General features: G+C 28.9%; 17 protein-coding genes, 2 tRNA genes and 1 other annotated feature (1 of these 20 only partly in view). Of the genes, 13 read left to right on the top strand and 6 right to left on the bottom strand.

The window, feature by feature from the left end; genetic code table 11:
- Positions 1-159 (top strand) — a binding site (T-box leader) (it extends 51 nt beyond the left edge of the window).
- Between the two features lie 44 nt (positions 160-203).
- The 3 genes from argC to argB are packed head-to-tail and all read left to right on the top strand — an operon-like array spanning position 204 to position 3,361.
- A complete protein-coding gene (gene argC, locus Fi14EGH31_RS09995; protein WP_117575055.1) occupies positions 204-1,241 on the top strand; it encodes an N-acetyl-gamma-glutamyl-phosphate reductase in 1,038 nt (345 codons plus the stop codon).
- A gap of 12 nt (positions 1,242-1,253) precedes the next feature.
- On the top strand, positions 1,254-2,477 hold the full coding sequence (gene argJ, locus Fi14EGH31_RS09990) for a bifunctional ornithine acetyltransferase/N-acetylglutamate synthase (RefSeq protein ID WP_200764767.1): 1,224 nt from the start codon (positions 1,254-1,256) through the stop codon (positions 2,475-2,477).
- A gap of 11 nt (positions 2,478-2,488) precedes the next feature.
- Positions 2,489-3,361 carry an acetylglutamate kinase gene (argB, locus tag Fi14EGH31_RS09985; RefSeq protein ID WP_107028925.1) on the top strand — a complete coding sequence of 291 codons (873 nt, stop codon included), beginning with the start codon at positions 2,489-2,491 and terminating at the stop codon, positions 3,359-3,361.
- Positions 3,362-3,377: 16 nt separating this feature from the next.
- Here argB and Fi14EGH31_RS09980 read toward each other — a convergent pair whose 3' ends face one another.
- The 3 genes from Fi14EGH31_RS09980 to Fi14EGH31_RS09970 all read right to left on the bottom strand — a co-directional run bounded on the left by Fi14EGH31_RS09980 (position 3,378) and on the right by Fi14EGH31_RS09970 (position 6,936).
- Positions 3,378-4,184, bottom strand: coding sequence for a metallophosphoesterase (locus Fi14EGH31_RS09980; protein ID WP_117575059.1), 807 nt, complete (start codon positions 4,182-4,184; stop codon positions 3,378-3,380).
- Entirely contained in the window at positions 4,184-5,956 is a 1,773-nt protein-coding gene (gene rnjA, locus Fi14EGH31_RS09975; protein WP_200764766.1) for a ribonuclease J1, read from the bottom strand. The genes Fi14EGH31_RS09980 and rnjA overlap by 1 nt, the downstream gene beginning before the upstream one ends.
- Before the next feature lie 122 nt (positions 5,957-6,078).
- The gene (locus Fi14EGH31_RS09970) at positions 6,079-6,936 is read right to left on the bottom strand and encodes a DegV family protein (protein ID WP_032090472.1); all 858 of its coding nucleotides are present in this window, start codon (positions 6,934-6,936) and stop codon (positions 6,079-6,081) included.
- A gap of 126 nt (positions 6,937-7,062) precedes the next feature.
- Between Fi14EGH31_RS09970 and trxA the strand changes: the two genes are divergently transcribed.
- From trxA to Fi14EGH31_RS09955, 3 genes are all read left to right on the top strand, one after another.
- The gene (gene trxA / locus Fi14EGH31_RS09965; RefSeq protein WP_107028928.1) at positions 7,063-7,368 is read left to right on the top strand and encodes a thioredoxin; all 306 of its coding nucleotides are present in this window, start codon (positions 7,063-7,065) and stop codon (positions 7,366-7,368) included.
- 25 nt (positions 7,369-7,393) lie between these two features.
- Positions 7,394-7,993: an HAD family hydrolase gene (locus Fi14EGH31_RS09960; protein ID WP_022002861.1), complete on the top strand. Its 600-nt coding sequence runs from the start codon at positions 7,394-7,396 to the stop codon at positions 7,991-7,993.
- A 103-nt stretch (positions 7,994-8,096) separates the two neighbouring features.
- Positions 8,097-9,536 (top strand): L,D-transpeptidase family protein, encoded by a 1,440-nt coding sequence (locus tag Fi14EGH31_RS09955; RefSeq protein ID WP_117828900.1) that lies wholly within the window; start codon positions 8,097-8,099, stop codon positions 9,534-9,536.
- Positions 9,537-9,579: 43 nt separating this feature from the next.
- On the opposite strand, the gene Fi14EGH31_RS09950 is transcribed toward Fi14EGH31_RS09955, so the two are convergent.
- Positions 9,580-9,780 carry a cold-shock protein gene (locus Fi14EGH31_RS09950; RefSeq protein ID WP_117346669.1) on the bottom strand — a complete coding sequence of 67 codons (201 nt, stop codon included), beginning with the start codon at positions 9,778-9,780 and terminating at the stop codon, positions 9,580-9,582.
- Between the two features lie 222 nt (positions 9,781-10,002).
- On the opposite strand from Fi14EGH31_RS09950, the gene Fi14EGH31_RS09945 reads away from it, so the two are divergent.
- Positions 10,003-10,344, top strand: coding sequence for a phenylpyruvate tautomerase MIF-related protein (locus Fi14EGH31_RS09945; protein ID WP_107028930.1), 342 nt, complete (start codon positions 10,003-10,005; stop codon positions 10,342-10,344).
- A gap of 23 nt (positions 10,345-10,367) precedes the next feature.
- Here Fi14EGH31_RS09945 and Fi14EGH31_RS09940 read toward each other — a convergent pair whose 3' ends face one another.
- Entirely contained in the window at positions 10,368-11,195 is an 828-nt protein-coding gene (locus tag Fi14EGH31_RS09940; protein ID WP_117787209.1) for an alpha/beta hydrolase, read from the bottom strand.
- Positions 11,196-11,197: 2 nt separating this feature from the next.
- Positions 11,198-11,965, bottom strand: a complete 768-nt coding sequence (locus tag Fi14EGH31_RS09935) for a class I SAM-dependent methyltransferase (protein ID WP_107028932.1) — start codon at positions 11,963-11,965, stop codon at positions 11,198-11,200.
- A 128-nt stretch (positions 11,966-12,093) separates the two neighbouring features.
- Here Fi14EGH31_RS09935 and Fi14EGH31_RS09930 point away from each other — a divergent pair.
- The 6 genes from Fi14EGH31_RS09930 (at position 12,094) to Fi14EGH31_RS09905 (ending at position 14,934) form a co-directional block, all read left to right on the top strand.
- A tRNA-His gene (locus tag Fi14EGH31_RS09930) sits at positions 12,094-12,169 on the top strand.
- A gap of 28 nt (positions 12,170-12,197) precedes the next feature.
- Positions 12,198-12,273, top strand: a tRNA-His gene (locus Fi14EGH31_RS09925).
- Positions 12,274-12,325: 52 nt separating this feature from the next.
- Positions 12,326-12,787 carry a GNAT family N-acetyltransferase gene (locus Fi14EGH31_RS09920; protein ID WP_158548268.1) on the top strand — a complete coding sequence of 154 codons (462 nt, stop codon included), beginning with the start codon at positions 12,326-12,328 and terminating at the stop codon, positions 12,785-12,787.
- Positions 12,788-12,864: 77 nt separating this feature from the next.
- A complete protein-coding gene (locus tag Fi14EGH31_RS09915) occupies positions 12,865-13,257 on the top strand; it encodes a hypothetical protein (protein WP_048923348.1) in 393 nt (130 codons plus the stop codon).
- 70 nt (positions 13,258-13,327) lie between these two features.
- Positions 13,328-13,993, top strand: a complete 666-nt coding sequence (locus tag Fi14EGH31_RS09910) for a response regulator transcription factor (RefSeq protein WP_200764765.1) — start codon at positions 13,328-13,330, stop codon at positions 13,991-13,993.
- Complete coding sequence (locus Fi14EGH31_RS09905) at positions 13,981-14,934, top strand: sensor histidine kinase (protein ID WP_200764764.1); 954 nt, start codon at positions 13,981-13,983, stop codon at positions 14,932-14,934. The genes Fi14EGH31_RS09910 and Fi14EGH31_RS09905 overlap by 13 nt, the downstream gene beginning before the upstream one ends.
- Positions 14,935-14,950: the final 16 nt, after the last annotated feature.

Raw genomic sequence — 14,950 nt, 5'->3', positions numbered from 1 at the left:
TGTTGATGGAAGATAGGAATGGAAGTAAAGATGAAACGCATTTACGAGAGGAAAGATGGAAATTAAGTATATCTTTTGGTAGATCTGCCTTAAAGATGAAAGAGGTTGTAAGGTCAACTTACAACAATTAGAGTGGTAACGCGATTAGTCGTCTCTATTTATAGAGACGACTTTTTATTTTTTTTATAGGGGGAAAGTAAGAAATGATTAATGTAGGTATTGTTGGTTCAACTGGTTATGGAGGATGTGAACTTGTTAGATTTTTATTAACACATCCAAATGTTCATATTGAATGGGTTTCTTCTAGAACTTATAGTGATCAAGAATATAGTGATGTTTATAAGGGGTATTTCACTTTATTAGATCAAAAATGTGTAGATGAAAATCTTGAAAAATATTTAGATAATGTAGATGTGGTTTTCTTTGCTACACCTCAAGGGGTTTGTGCTAAGATGGTAAGTGAAGAAGTTTTAAAGAAAGTGAAAGTAATTGATCTATCTGCAGATTATCGTATTAAAGATGTAGAAACATATGAGTCATGGTATGGAATTAAGCATGCTTCACCTGAATTTATTCAAGAAGCTGTTTATGGATTATGTGAAATCAATAGAGAAGATGTTAAAAATGCAAGACTGATTGCTAATCCTGGATGTTATCCAACATGTTCAATTTTATCTATTTATCCACTTGCTAAAGCGGGGCTTATTGATATGAATACATTGATTATTGATGCTAAAAGTGGAACAAGTGGTGCAGGTAGAGGTGCTAAAGTACAAAACTTATATTGTGAAGTGAATGAAAGTATTAAAGCTTATGGAGTAGCGAGTCATCGTCATACTCCTGAAATTGAAGAACAATTAGGGTATGCTTCTTCATCAAAGGTTTTACTTAACTTTACACCACATTTAATTCCAATGAATAGAGGTATTCTAATTACTGCTTATGCTTCATTAAAAGATGGTGTAAGTGAAGAAGATGTTAAAAATGCTTATGATATATATAAGGATGAATATTTTGTACGTGTTTTAAAAGAAGGAAATGTTCCTGAAGTCAGAAATGTTAAATGTTCAAATTTTGTTGATGTAGCTTATAAAGTAGATCCTCGTACACATAGAGTGATTATGATGGGAGCCATGGACAATCTTGTTAAAGGAGCTGCTGGTCAAGCTATTCAAAATATGAATATTATGTTTGGTTTAGATGAAAAAACAGGGCTTATGTTAGCACCTGCTATGTTATAAGGGGAAAAGAGTATGAAAGTAATAGAAAATGGTACAGTAACAAATCCAAAAGGATATCAAGGGGCTGGATTACATATTGGTATTAAAAAGAGAAATAAAGATTTTGCTTTAATTGTTTCTGATGTTGAAGCAAAAGCGGTAGGAACTTTTACAACAAATATGGTAAAAGCGGCTCCTGTTTTATGGGATAAACAAGTTGTAGAAAACAGTGATACAGTAAAGGCTATTGCGATTAACAGTGGGATTGCCAATGCTTGTACTGGAAAACTTGGAAATCAAGCAAATGAAAAATTCGCAAATATTGTAGGAAATGCTTTAAATGTAGAAAAAGAAAAAGTTTTGATTTGTTCAACAGGAGTCATTGGTAAACAATTATCTACTGATCCAATTGAAAAAGGAATTGATGAAGCTTTAAAACAATTAAAAGATGATCATCAAGCAGGAATTGATGTAGCTACTTCAATTATGACAACAGATACAAAACCAAAACATTTAGCTGTTGAAATTGAAGTAAAAGGAAAAATGGTAACTATTGGAGCATGTTGTAAAGGTTCAGGGATGATTCATCCAAATATGGCAACAATGCTTGGATTTATTACAACTGATTTAAATATTTCTAAAGAATTATTAAATAAAGCATTAAAATCAGTTATTCCAGATACTTTTAATATGATTTCTGTAGATAGAGATACTTCAACAAATGATACTGTTTTATTACTCGCTAATGGTTTAGCTGGTAATGATGAAATTGTAAAAGAAGATGAAGATTATCAAACATTTAAAGAAGCTTTATATTATGTTAATGAATACTTAGCTAAATGTATTGCAAGTGATGGAGAAGGGGCTACTAAATTATTAGAAGTAAATGTAAATGGTGCAAAAGATGTTAAACAAGCAAAAGTAGTTGCTAAAAGTGTTTGCACATCACCACTTGTAAAAACAGCTATTTTTGGAAATGATGCAAATTGGGGAAGACTTTTATGTGCAATGGGATATTCTGGAGAAGAATTTGATCCTTATCAAGTTGATTTGTATATTGAAAGTGAGTTTGGTAATTTAAAACTTGTAGAAAATGGGATGGCTACTGATTATAGTGAAGAAAAAGCAACACAAATTTTATCAAGTGATTATGTTAAGACAAATATTGATATGAAAATGGGAAATGAAAAAGCAACTGCCTGGGGTTGTGATTTGACTTATGATTATGTCAAAATCAATGCTGATTATCGTTCGTAGGGGGAAATATAATGCAACAAGAGTTTACAAAAGAAATTAATAAAGCGGAAATATTAGTTGAAGCTTTAGGGTATATGCAAAAATATGAAGGTGATATTGTTGTCATCAAATATGGTGGAAGTGCCATGACAAATGAAATCATCAAAAAAAGCGTTTTAAAAGATATTGCTGTTTTGAAATCTGTAGGGTTAAAACCAATTATTGTACATGGTGGTGGTAAAGACATTAATAGAATGTTAGATCGTGTACAAATTAAAAGTGAATTTAAAAATGGTTTAAGAGTTACAGATTGTGATACCTTAGAAATAGCTGAGATGGTTTTATCTGGAAAGGTTAATAAAGGATTAGTGACACATCTTGAACAAATTGGAACACATGCTGTTGGTTTATCTGGTAAAGATGGAAATATGATTACGGTAGAAAAAGTAATGCCTCAAGGTGAAGATATTGGTTACGTTGGTAAAATTACTAAAGTAGATACAACACTTATTAATGCTTTATTAGAACAAGGATATACACCAATTATTTCAACTATTGGATTAGATGAAAAATATCATGCTTATAATATTAATGCAGATGATGTAGCTACAGCGATTGCTCGTGCTGTTAAAGCAAGTAAACTTGTTTTCTTAACAGATATTGAAGGTGTTTTACAAGATCCAAATAATCCAAATACATTGATTTCAAAGATTGATACAGCATCTGCTAAAGAATTATTTGAAAATGGTGTTATTACTGGAGGAATGATTCCAAAATTGAAGAATTGTTTAGAGGCAGTACAAAATGATGTTAAACGTGTTCATATTTTAGATGGAAGATTAGAACATAGTTTACTTATTGAAATCTTTACTAAAAAAGGTGTTGGAACAATGATTAAAAAATAGAACTCAAATATGAGTTCTATTTTTTTAGCTTTATAATATTGATTTCATCATATGTCATAAAACGATGTTGATCATTTGATTCTTTATGAAAACCATTAGAAATGAGAAGGGTAGTTCCATTATTAGTATGTTTACCACTTACATATTTTTTACCCATTTCTTTTGTTTCTAATCCGCCAATAAAAGGAATCTTATAGTATCCACCTAAAGTATGACCAGATAATTGAAGTTGGACAGAACTTTCTTTAATTTGTGTAAAATAATCAGGTTGATGAACTAAAGCAATTTTATAATGATCCTTATTGTCTTCGCTGATTAAACCTGAACAATCACCGGAATTTTCTAATCCTAATAAATCAATAATAGAACCTTTATAATAAATATAACGTAATTCATTATGCAAAACTTCAAATCCAGCTTCAGTTAATAAATTTGTGTTATTAGTAGAATCACCTTGATCTTTTTCTCCTAAAACAGCAAATTTACCATAACGAGAGTGGATATTTTTTAATATTTGACTTACTTGATCAGTTTCAAATGAATCATTACTATAAATATCTCCACCAAATAAAATTAAATCAACATCTTTTTTATTTAAATCTTTAACAGCTTCTTTTAAATGATTTAAATCTTCTTTTGTAGAAAGATTTAAATCAGAAAGATAACCAATCGTAAAACCATTAAATTCCTTAGGTAATGTCTTTTGAGTATAAGTAACACTTTTAAAACGATAAGTATCTTTACTTTGAATATACCATTGATAAAGACATAGAACTAAGAAAAGAGATAGGATACATAAAATGATTTTTTTTATTTTTTTCATTATTTTTTATTCATAATAACAGGAATTATCATTGGATTTCTTTTTGTTTTACGATAAAAATATTGAGAAAGAACATCTCTTGTTGTATTTTTGATTTCACCAAAAGTTGTTTTTCCTGCAAGTAATTGACCTAAAGCTTGGCCAACTAAATTTTCAGCTTCACGAATCATTGGAAAACTATCTTTCATATAGACAAATCCACGAGAAATAATCACAGGTTTTGTAAGTAACTTTCCTTCATGTGAATCCATAGCAATTAAAACAGAAACCATACCATCTTCAGATAAGATTTGACGATCCCTTAAAACAGCAGTTGATAAACCTGAAAGATCATTACCATCAACATAAATATCATCTACATGAATTCTTGGTCCTAAACGAGCAATCCCTTTATTTAATAAAATAGTATCTCCATTACTTAAAACAAAAGAATTTTCTTTTGGAACACCTACTTCTTGAGATAATTCAGCATGAATTTTCAACATACGATATTCACCATGTACTGGGAAAAAGTATTTAGGTTTTGTAAGTAATAACATCAACTTTTGTTCTTCTTGACTAGCATGTCCCGAAGTATGCAAGTTATTGAATGCTGTATTGACTAAAACTTTGGCACCTGCTCTAAATAAGCGGTTAACAACAACATTGATACTTGATGCATTTCCTGGAATTGGACTTGATGAAAAGACAACAGTATCTCCAGGTTTGATTTTAACGAATTTATGTGTTCCATTAGCAATACGACTTAACGCAGCCAAAGCTTCTCCTTGACTTCCTGTACATAGAATTAAGATTTCATTATCAGGTAATTTTTTTGCTTCATTATTACTGATAAAGAAAGAATCAGGTGCTTTAATATAACCCATTTGTCTTGATACTTGGATGTTATTTTCCATTGAACGACCAAAAACAAGAATTTTACGATTAAATTTAACTGCTGCTTCTACGATTTGTTGGACACGGTGAACATTGGAAGCAAAGGTTGCTACAATTAAACGTCCTTCAGTTTTTCTAAATTCTTCTTGAACAGCATATGCTACTTGCTTTTCACTTTTAGAAAAAGTAGGAACTTCAGCATTGGTAGAATCGCTTAATAATAAAGTAACACCAGTTTCACCTAAAAACGACATTTTTTGGAAATCAGCAGGATCTCCTACAGGTGTTAAATCAAACTTAAAGTCACCTGTTGAAACAATTCGTCCGTTAGGAGAATTAATAATAATTCCTAAACTTTCAGGAATAGAATGATTGGTTTTAAAAAAACCAATATTAAAATATTTTGTTTTTATTTGATATTCATCATCGATACGAATCAAGTGCGTTGCATTTGTTAAACGCTTTTCCTCTAACTTTCTTGTAATCATCGCACAAGCAAGGGGAGAAGCATAAATGAATGGTATTTTTACAACTTGTAGTAAAAAAGGAATTCCTCCAATATGATCTTCATGACCATGAGTAATCAATAATCCTCTAATTTTGTTTTCATTACGTTTTAAATAACTATAATCTGGAATGACATAATCAATACCAGGTAAACCTTCTTCAGCAAATTTTACCCCAGCATCAATAATGATAATTTCATTATCGTGTTCAACACAATACATATTTTTTCCAATTTCATTTAAACCACCTAAAGCATAAACTTTAGTATCGATTGTTTTATTATGTTTTGTATTTTTATAGTTTTTATGTGTTAATCTATGACGATTAAAATTTTTATTTTTTGTATTTTTATTGCCATTATATTTATTATGGATTGGCTTTTCTTGCATAAATGACCTCCTTATATTTTTTGTTTTATTATAGCATAAACTTAAAATGTATTATAGACTATCAAAATGAAAAAAGTCAAATTATTATACCCAAAAATAAAAAAGATTCTCAAACGAGAATCTTAAATTTTTTTACATATAGCAATTGCTAGAGAATGAGGTCCAATATGACAAGAAACACTTAATGATAAAGGATCGCAAATAATATTTTCACCTGGATAAAGTTCTTCAAGTTCTTTTTTTAATTCTAAAGCGGGTGCTTCATCATAAGTGTAAGCGACACAAATATGCACGTTATGATAGTCATCATCAAAGCGTTCTTTAATATCTTTAGCGATTGCTTCTTTCATGATTTTAGTTCCTCTAGCCATTGTTCTAGTTTTAGCGAAAGAATCTAATTTTTCACCTTGTATTTGTAAAATAGGTTTAATTTTTAACATCCCACCCAATAAAGCAGCAGCAGGGGTAATACGACCACCTTTTTTTAAATAATCAAGTGTATTAACAGTAATATAAATAGAAGCATTTAATTTATTTTCAGTTAAAATATCACAAATTTCTTGTCCTGATTTTCCTTGATCAGCTAATCTTTTAGCATCAATGACATCGTATTTTTGAGTAACAGAAATACGTTGACTGTCTACGACAAAAACACGATTATCGTATTCTTGTGCTAGCATCATAGCTGTTTGGCACGAACCACTTAATCCACTAGACATTGGAATATGAACGATTTCATCATAATCTTTTAAAATTTGATCCCATAATTCTTTAACGTTTCCTACAACAGGTTGAGAAGTAAAGATTTCTGCACCATTTAATTGTTTTTCAAAGAATTCTTCATGAGTTAAATTTATATCTTCATAGTATGTTTGATCATCAATAGTAAAAGGCATTGGCAAAACAAAAATACCAAGTTCTTTTGCTTCTTTTTGACGAATACCTGCATTACTATCAGTCACAACTGCGACCTTTTTCATAATACCACTCCATTTCTAGTATAATCACAAGCACATAATAACAGTTATAGCGATAAAATTCAAATAATATAAGCATATCACTTGTAAAAAAAAAGAGTTTTGGCATAATATAATGGAGGTGAAATTATGGAAATTATTACAAATGTACAATTTGATGAAGTTGTTTCTAAAGGTGTTGTTGTGATTGATTTCTTTGCTAATTGGTGTGGACCATGCAAAATGTTAGCTCCTGTTTTAGAAGAAGTTGCTCAAGAGTTACCAACAGTTACATTTGCAAAAGTAGATGTTGATCAAGATCCTTCATTAGCAGGAAGATATGGAATTCAATCTATTCCGCATTTAATTCTTTTTAAAGATGGTCAAGCCGTTGATCAAATTAGTGGTTTTGTTGGAAAAGATGTTATCTTAGAAAAACTTAATCCTTTATTATAATAGGCAGTTTGCCTATTTTTTACATATGATAAAAAATATTGTTTTAGATATGGGAAATGTCTGTTGTAAATGGGATGTTTCCTATATTGCAAGTCAGCTTGCATCTTCTTTAGAAGAAAAAGATTATATTATTAAACATTTATTCCAAACAAAACAATGGGCACAACTTGATCAAGGGGTTCTTTCTTTACAAGATGCCAAAAAACAATTAATTGAACAAATTCCTGATGAAAAAAGAGATTTAATTGTGTATGCTTTTGAACATTGGTTTGATTATTTTGATCAGTTTGATGAAATGGAAGAATTTATTAAAAGATATAAGGGTAAAGGATATCAATTTTATTTGTTGTCTAATTGCTCAATGCAATTTTATCAATATTATCAATCAAAATCTATTTTTCAACACTTTAAAGAGCTTTATACATCTGCAAAATATCAAAAAATAAAACCAAATTTAGATATTTATCAAGATTTTTTAAGTCGTTATCATCTAAAAGCTAATGAATGCCTTTTTGTTGATGATTTAAAAGAAAATATAGACGCAGCTATAAAAGTTGGTATGAAAGGCTTTGTTTATCATCAAAATATACAAGAGTTAGAGAAATATATAGAAAATATCTTATAAAAGTATGGATTATCATTTTTTATGATAAATACCATACTTTTTCTTTACCTATAAATATTTTGTGATAAAATAGGTGCGGAAATGTAAGAGAGGGAGAATATTTATGACAAAAAAGAAGAATAATTGGTATTCGAATCATAAAAAGCCTGTTTTAATTTGCGGAATCGTTGTTTTGGTTCTTCTTATTGTTTATTTAGCAGGAATGCTATATTACAATGATAAGTTTTTAAATGGAACAATGGTCAATGGGAGTGATGTTGGAGGAATGACATTACAAAAAGCAAATGATCAATTATCTAAGAAAGTAAATGGACAATCATTAAAATTGATTTTTAATGATGGACAAAGTGAAGTATTACAATCAGCTCAATTAGGTGTATCTTATAATAAAGATAATTCATTGAATCAATTAATGAAAAATCAAAATAAATGGGCTTGGTTTATAGGATTCTTTAAAAATGAAAAAAATACTTTAACTGATTTAATACAAATCAGTGATGAAAACTTAACAAATGGTATAGCATCAATGGAACATGCTAAAGAAGAAAATCAAATTGCACCAACAGATGCCTATATTCAATATAAAGATGGAAGTTTTTCAATTATTGAAGAAACGTTAGGATCAAAATTTAATACTGAAGAATTAGTTAAAAATATCAAGGTAGCTTTAAGTGAAGGAAAACAACAATTAGATGTTACAAAAGCAAATGGTTATGTTAAACCTCAAGTTTACAAAGATGATCAAGATTTGAATAATCAATTAAAGGCAGCAAATGAATATTGTTTATCAACAATTACATATACAACACCTAAAGGAAAAGAAATTGCTTTAGATGGAAGTACACTTATTACTTGGTTAAGTAAACAAGATGATGGAAGTTATACAAAAGATGAAAGTGTTTTTAAAGAAAAATTAACTGCCTTTGTTAAAGAACTTGCAAGTCAATATAATTCCATTGGCGCAACAAGAACGTTTACTGGAAAAGATGGACAAAGTCACACAGTCAGTGGAGGAACTTATGGATTTAGAGTTTCTACTGATAGTGAAGTAAGTGCATTATTAAAAATGATCAATGAAAATAAAAGTGAAAATAATAGAACACCTGAACATACAGGACAACTTCCATCAGGAGAAAATGGTGGACTAGGAACGACATATTTAGAAATCAATATTACAAAACAACATTTATGGCTTGTTAAAGATGGAGCGGTTGCTCTAGAAAGTGATTTTGTAAGTGGTAAAGAAAGTGATCCTTCAAGACTTACACCAAATGGTACATATTATATTTATAATAAGGAAAGAAATAGAGTTTTAAGAGGAACAAAACAACCAAATGGGAAATATGAATACGAATCACCAGTTTCATATTGGATGCCATTTAATAAAGGTATTGGATTACATGATGCTTCATGGAGAAGTACATTTGGTGGAAATATTTATATTAATAGCGGTTCACATGGATGTATTAACTTACCAACAGGATTTGCTGGAAGCTTATATTCACAAATTTATGTTAATTTACCAGTTGTTGTTTATCGATAAAATAAAAAAGCTGAACGATTATTCGTATCAGCTTTCTTTTTTGTTATTTTACAACAACGTTTTGAGCTTGTGGACCACGATCAGTTTCAACTACATCATAGTCAACAGTTTGTCCTTCTTCTAATGTTTTGTATCCATCAGCTTGAATTGCTGAGAAATGAACGAAAATATCTTTTCCTTCTTCACTAGTGATGAATCCAAAACCTTTTTCTGAATTAAACCATTTTACTTTTCCGACAGCCATGTCTGGTACCTCCTATAAATATTACAAATGGAAATACTCTATGTATAAAATCGCAAATATGAGATTGTGTACATAAAGTGAAATACAACTTCCTTCATATTTGAGATATTTTAGAAAATTATATAAAACCTTTGCATGTCTATTATATCATTACAAAAAATATTTTGTAAACAGTTTCAATTTATTTTTTTAATGATAAAATAATAGAAAGGAGGAATTATTATGCCATATATATCATTGAAAACAAATCACAAATTAACATTACGACAAGAAAATATTATAAAATCTAAGACAGGTGAACTTATTTCATTAATTCCTGGAAAATTTGAAAAATCATTAATGATTCATATGGAAGATGATCAAATTATGTACTTTAAAGGGGAAGAATTAACTTGTATGATGATTGAAATTAATCTTTATAAAAGTGCAGAGTTTGAGGATAAAAAAAGGCTTACAGAAGCAATGATTCAAATGATTCATGAAACAACGAAAATCGAAGCTGATAATATTTATGTTATTTTCCATGAATTTGATCATTGGGGACTTAATCAAACATTGATTTAAAATAAGAGCAGGTTATCCTGCTCTTATTTGCTTACGTGACCACTATTTAAACCTTCATCTTTTTTATTTAAAGGAAGCCAGTCTAAAATTTTTAAAATATAACGATCCCAAAAATCCCATTCATGATTTCCAGGTCCTTCTTCATAAGTTAAATCAACATTTTCTTGAAGTAAATAATCACGATATTTTCTATTTGTTTCAAGTAAAAAATCATCAGTTCCAATACACATATACATGTGAGGTAATTGATCGTGTGGAATTTGTTTAATTAATGCATAGTAATCCTTATCACTACCTTTAAGTTTTGTTATATCACCAAATAAACTTTCATAATATTTTTTAGCATCAACACCTTGTATGATAGGTGGTTTACAATCAAGCCAGTCTTCTAACATTAATGCACTTGAAAGTCCTGCGATATAGCCAAATGTTTGATAATACTTTAATCCATTAACAATTGCTCCATAGCCACCCATCGAAAGTCCAGCAATAAAAGTATCTTCTTTTTTATTAGAAAGAGGAAACATGGCTCTTGTCATTTCTACAAGTTCTTCACCTATGAATTGACTATAGTGGTTATGGGTGTTTGCTTGATCAACGTAGAACATATTTTCACCACTAGGCATAACAACACATAATCCTCTTTCATTTGCGAATCTTTGAATACGAGTACCATAAAGCCAATCATTTTGATCACCAAAGATGCCATGGAGTAAATATAGTGTTTTATACTCTTTTCTTTTAGTATATGTCATATTTTCCATGTCAAGTGTATCGGTTGGTAAGATAACAGTGACATCAACTGTTCTAAGTAATGCTTTTGATAAATAATTTAATTGAATAATTGCCATAATTACACCTTCCTTAATATATCTAATGTATGTGAGCTTGCACCTATCATATCTTGTCTTTCGCAAGTAGATAAATGATATTGCATAAAAAGTTCAAAAGTTTCATCATCCATTTTATTTAAAATAGGACGCATATAGTCTGCTGGACCATCAGCCGCGATAATTTTTATTCTTTCTAAGTTCAAATCTTGATTTAATTGATCAATTAAATCAATTCTTACATAACTATATAAATCATCAATATTTGTTTGTGTTTGAAAGTTTTGATCAATTTTTCCGTTTTTTAGAGCTTCTTTAATGTGTCCATCTCTAAAGCCGTGCACTAAAACACTATAATCATTCATGACATAGGCAACTAAAATAGTCCCACCTGTTTTAGTAACACGTTTTGCTTCAGATAATGCTTTTAATTTATCTTCATAACTAAACAAATGGTACATAGGTCCAAATAATAAAGTTATATCAAAAGTTTCATCCTTGTATCTAGATAAATCTAAAGCAGTACCTTGATAAGCTTTAACAGTACTTTTTTTAGCTTTTAACATGCCTAAATTATATTTAACAAGTTCAATAGCATCGACTTCATAACCTTCTTGATTTAAAGCAACAGAATATCTACCAGTACCAGCACCAATATCTAAAATATGATCACCTGGTTTTAAATAATCATGAATATATTTCATAGAGGTACGATATTCTACTTGACCATGCTTCCTTAAAAGACGTTTATCTTCACAAAATTTTCCATAGTAATTTTCTAATTCGTTCATATACTTATCCTTTTCATTTATTTGTTTTTTTTATTGTATAATAATTATTGAAAATAATGTAGATATTTTTATAAAAAAGCTTTACAAAGTATACGAAATAGTGTAAATTAATACATGCAGTTGATACGGCGGACGTGGCGAAGTGGTTAACGCACCGGATTGTGGCTCCGGCATTCGTGAGTTCGATTCTCATCGTCCGCCCCATATTTTAACTGTTTGATATAGATACTTGGCGGACGTGGCGAAGTGGTTAACGCACCGGATTGTGGCTCCGGCATTCGTGAGTTCGATTCTCATCGTCCGCCCCATTAGTGAAGATAAAGTCCTTAATAAAGGATTTTTTTGTTTATGGAGAAGAATATGATTAAATTAGTACAACCACAAATAACAGATTTAAAATATAGAAAAAAATTATTAAAAGATAAAAAGACAATGGCTTTTAATAAAATCAATGGGGGAACTGTTGATTTTAATGAAAAAATATGGAAGTCTTGGTATCAATTATGGATGAATGATACTAAACATTATTATGCTTATGTTTATGATGATGAAATAAAAAAATATATTGGTGAAGTATCTTATTATTTTGAAGAAGAATATCGAGAATATGTTTTAAATATTATCATTGAATATCCTTATAGACATTTAGGAAAAGGAAAAGTTGCTTTAGAACTTTTATGTAAACAAGCTAAAGAAAGTGGTCTACGCTTTTTATGTGATGATATTGAAACAAATAATCCAGCTAAAAATCTTTTTCTTGATATAGGCTTTAAAGAAGTTTGGGCAAGAGAAAATATTACAATGTTGAAAAAACGTCTTTAGAACCATTTTGGTTCTTTTCTTTTCACAAGATTTACACATCTCTTTTATATACTTAAATAAAGGAAGGGTGAAGTCTTATGAAAAAGAAGTTAGACATGTATTTGATTTATCTTATTTATATTTTTGAATTAATTTATACAATGAGTGCCATGTATTTTAATAATTCGATAGTAACACATAAAATAGAAATCTTTGAAAATATCTATCAAATCGCTTATTGTATGATTTTTATTGTAGGAATTCTTTATATTTTGTTGCTTATTTATAAAGTAGGGCATCATGAAAGTATTGATTTAAAGAAAAATACAGGTTTATTATTTGGAATCGTTTTTATGGATCTTGTATTATATGGCTTTTTTATTATTCCTATGTTAGTAAGTTCACCTGCTATGAAAATGGTTTGTATTTGTTTTTTAATACATTTACTTATTTGTATTAAAGAGAAACAATTATTTGTTTTAGAAAAATAATTTTAAGATGAAAGTGACTGCTTTCATCTTTTTTTCATTTAAGCATGGTATGATAGAGATGGTGATAATTATGAAAAAAATATTAATTGTAGAAGATGATGAAAGTATCGCAGATTCTTTAAAGGAAATGTTGGAGCATAAGGATTATATTGTGGAAGTTTCTTATTCTAAAAAAGAAACTTTAGAGAAATTAAATGAATATATTGATCTCATTCTTTTAGATATTCAATTACCTGATGGTAATGGAATTTCTTTATGTAAAGAAATTAAAGAAAAGTATGAGGTGCCTATTATTTTTTTAAGTTGTTTAAGTGATGAAGAAACTATTGTAAGGGGATTAAACGAAGGTGGCGATGATTATGTATGTAAGCCTTTTGGTATTAAAGAACTTTGTGCCAGAATTGAATGTAACCTTAGAAAAGTAACAAAGCAACAAGGGGTTTACTATATAGATGATTTAATTATTGATACGTTAAAACATAAAGTTTTTAAAGATAATAAGGAATTAGAATTGAGTACGATTACTTTTGCTTTATTAGTGGCTTTGGTAGAAGGTCATGGAAGGGTGCTTACCAGAAATTATTTATTAATGTTGATTGAAGATATAACGGGGCATGTAGTGGAAGATAATACGTTAACAGCTCATTTAAAAAGATTAAGACAAACATTAGGAGAATATCAAAATCGAAAATATATTGAAACATTAAGGGGTGTAGGGTATCGATGGAAAATATAAAAAAAGAAAAGAATAATCATGTTTGTCTGATTATTTCATTTGTATTAATGATTGTTGTAGAAATCTATTCTTTTTTGGTAAGTAATATTTTTAATGTCTTTATTTTTACAAGTATTCTTTTTTATTTTTTGGAACAAAAAAATAAAAAGAAACAAATGAATTATTTAATACAGTGTTGTGATGCCATTATTGAACAAAAAGATTTTTCTATCATTGATGGTGAATCCAAAGAAAGTTTATTATCTAATAAATTATTTCTACTTAATAAAAGATATCATCAATCCTTAAAAGCTATCAAAAAAGAACAGCTAAAACTAAAGGATTATATCGAAGATATCTCTCATCAATTAAAAACACCAATTACTTCTATCCGTATACAAACAGAACTTTTACTTGAAGAAAATCAAAATAAAAAACTCTATGCAATAGAACATCAAATAAAGCGAATACAACTTTTAGTCAATGACTTACAAACCATCGCCCTATTAGACTCTCATAATATCCAATATTGTTTTAAAGAATATGATTTAGAAATGCTTATTGATGAAATAGAAGAAGATCTAGACTACCTAAATCCGCAAATTCATTTAAATAAAAATATAAAAGTATTATGTGATGAAAAATGGTTTATAGAAGCATTAGAAAATATTATTAAGAATTGTTTAGAAAAAAATTCTACACCACTTTCTATTTTTGTTTATGAAAATGAAACAACTTTGAAAATGATGATTCAAGATCAAGGAAATGGTTTTAAGAAAAAAGATCTTCCTTTTTTATTTCAAAGATTTTATCGAGGGGAAAATTCAAAAGGCACAGGATTAGGACTTTATATAGCTAAAGAAATAATAGAGGCCCATCATGGTTTTATAAAAGCCTATAATCAACAAGGTGCTTGCTTTGAAATTGTACTTCCTCAAATGAAAATGAAGAAAAAAATCTAATTTCACTTAGTTTTCA

The sequence above is a fragment of the Faecalibacillus intestinalis genome (genome assembly GCF_015097455.1).
In the GTDB taxonomy this organism is placed as follows: Bacteria; Bacillota_I; Bacilli_A; order Erysipelotrichales; family Coprobacillaceae; genus Faecalibacillus; species Faecalibacillus intestinalis.
Note: the sequence above shows the minus strand (reverse complement) of the source record. Positions and strands in the feature narration are given on the sequence as shown.

Excerpts from the sequence above, each read along its gene's own strand:
- argC (WP_117575055.1), top strand. The coding sequence starts at position 204 with ATGATTAATGTAGGTATTGTTGGTTCAACTGGTTATGGAGGATGTGAA.
- argJ (WP_200764767.1), top strand. The coding sequence starts at position 1,254 with ATGAAAGTAATAGAAAATGGTACAGTAACAAATCCAAAAGGATATCAA.
- argB (WP_107028925.1), top strand. The coding sequence starts at position 2,489 with ATGCAACAAGAGTTTACAAAAGAAATTAATAAAGCGGAAATATTAGTT.
- Fi14EGH31_RS09980 (WP_117575059.1), bottom strand. The coding sequence starts at position 4,184 with ATGAAAAAAATAAAAAAAATCATTTTATGTATCCTATCTCTTTTCTTA.
- rnjA (WP_200764766.1), bottom strand. The coding sequence starts at position 5,956 with ATGCAAGAAAAGCCAATCCATAATAAATATAATGGCAATAAAAATACA.
- Fi14EGH31_RS09970 (WP_032090472.1), bottom strand. The coding sequence starts at position 6,936 with ATGAAAAAGGTCGCAGTTGTGACTGATAGTAATGCAGGTATTCGTCAA.
- trxA (WP_107028928.1), top strand. The coding sequence starts at position 7,063 with ATGGAAATTATTACAAATGTACAATTTGATGAAGTTGTTTCTAAAGGT.
- Fi14EGH31_RS09960 (WP_022002861.1), top strand. The coding sequence starts at position 7,394 with ATGATAAAAAATATTGTTTTAGATATGGGAAATGTCTGTTGTAAATGG.
- Fi14EGH31_RS09955 (WP_117828900.1), top strand. The coding sequence starts at position 8,097 with ATGACAAAAAAGAAGAATAATTGGTATTCGAATCATAAAAAGCCTGTT.
- Fi14EGH31_RS09950 (WP_117346669.1), bottom strand. The coding sequence starts at position 9,780 with ATGGCTGTCGGAAAAGTAAAATGGTTTAATTCAGAAAAAGGTTTTGGA.
- Fi14EGH31_RS09945 (WP_107028930.1), top strand. The coding sequence starts at position 10,003 with ATGCCATATATATCATTGAAAACAAATCACAAATTAACATTACGACAA.
- Fi14EGH31_RS09940 (WP_117787209.1), bottom strand. The coding sequence starts at position 11,195 with ATGGCAATTATTCAATTAAATTATTTATCAAAAGCATTACTTAGAACA.
- Fi14EGH31_RS09935 (WP_107028932.1), bottom strand. The coding sequence starts at position 11,965 with ATGAACGAATTAGAAAATTACTATGGAAAATTTTGTGAAGATAAACGT.
- Fi14EGH31_RS09920 (WP_158548268.1), top strand. The coding sequence starts at position 12,326 with ATGATTAAATTAGTACAACCACAAATAACAGATTTAAAATATAGAAAA.
- Fi14EGH31_RS09915 (WP_048923348.1), top strand. The coding sequence starts at position 12,865 with ATGAAAAAGAAGTTAGACATGTATTTGATTTATCTTATTTATATTTTT.
- Fi14EGH31_RS09910 (WP_200764765.1), top strand. The coding sequence starts at position 13,328 with ATGAAAAAAATATTAATTGTAGAAGATGATGAAAGTATCGCAGATTCT.
- Fi14EGH31_RS09905 (WP_200764764.1), top strand. The coding sequence starts at position 13,981 with ATGGAAAATATAAAAAAAGAAAAGAATAATCATGTTTGTCTGATTATT.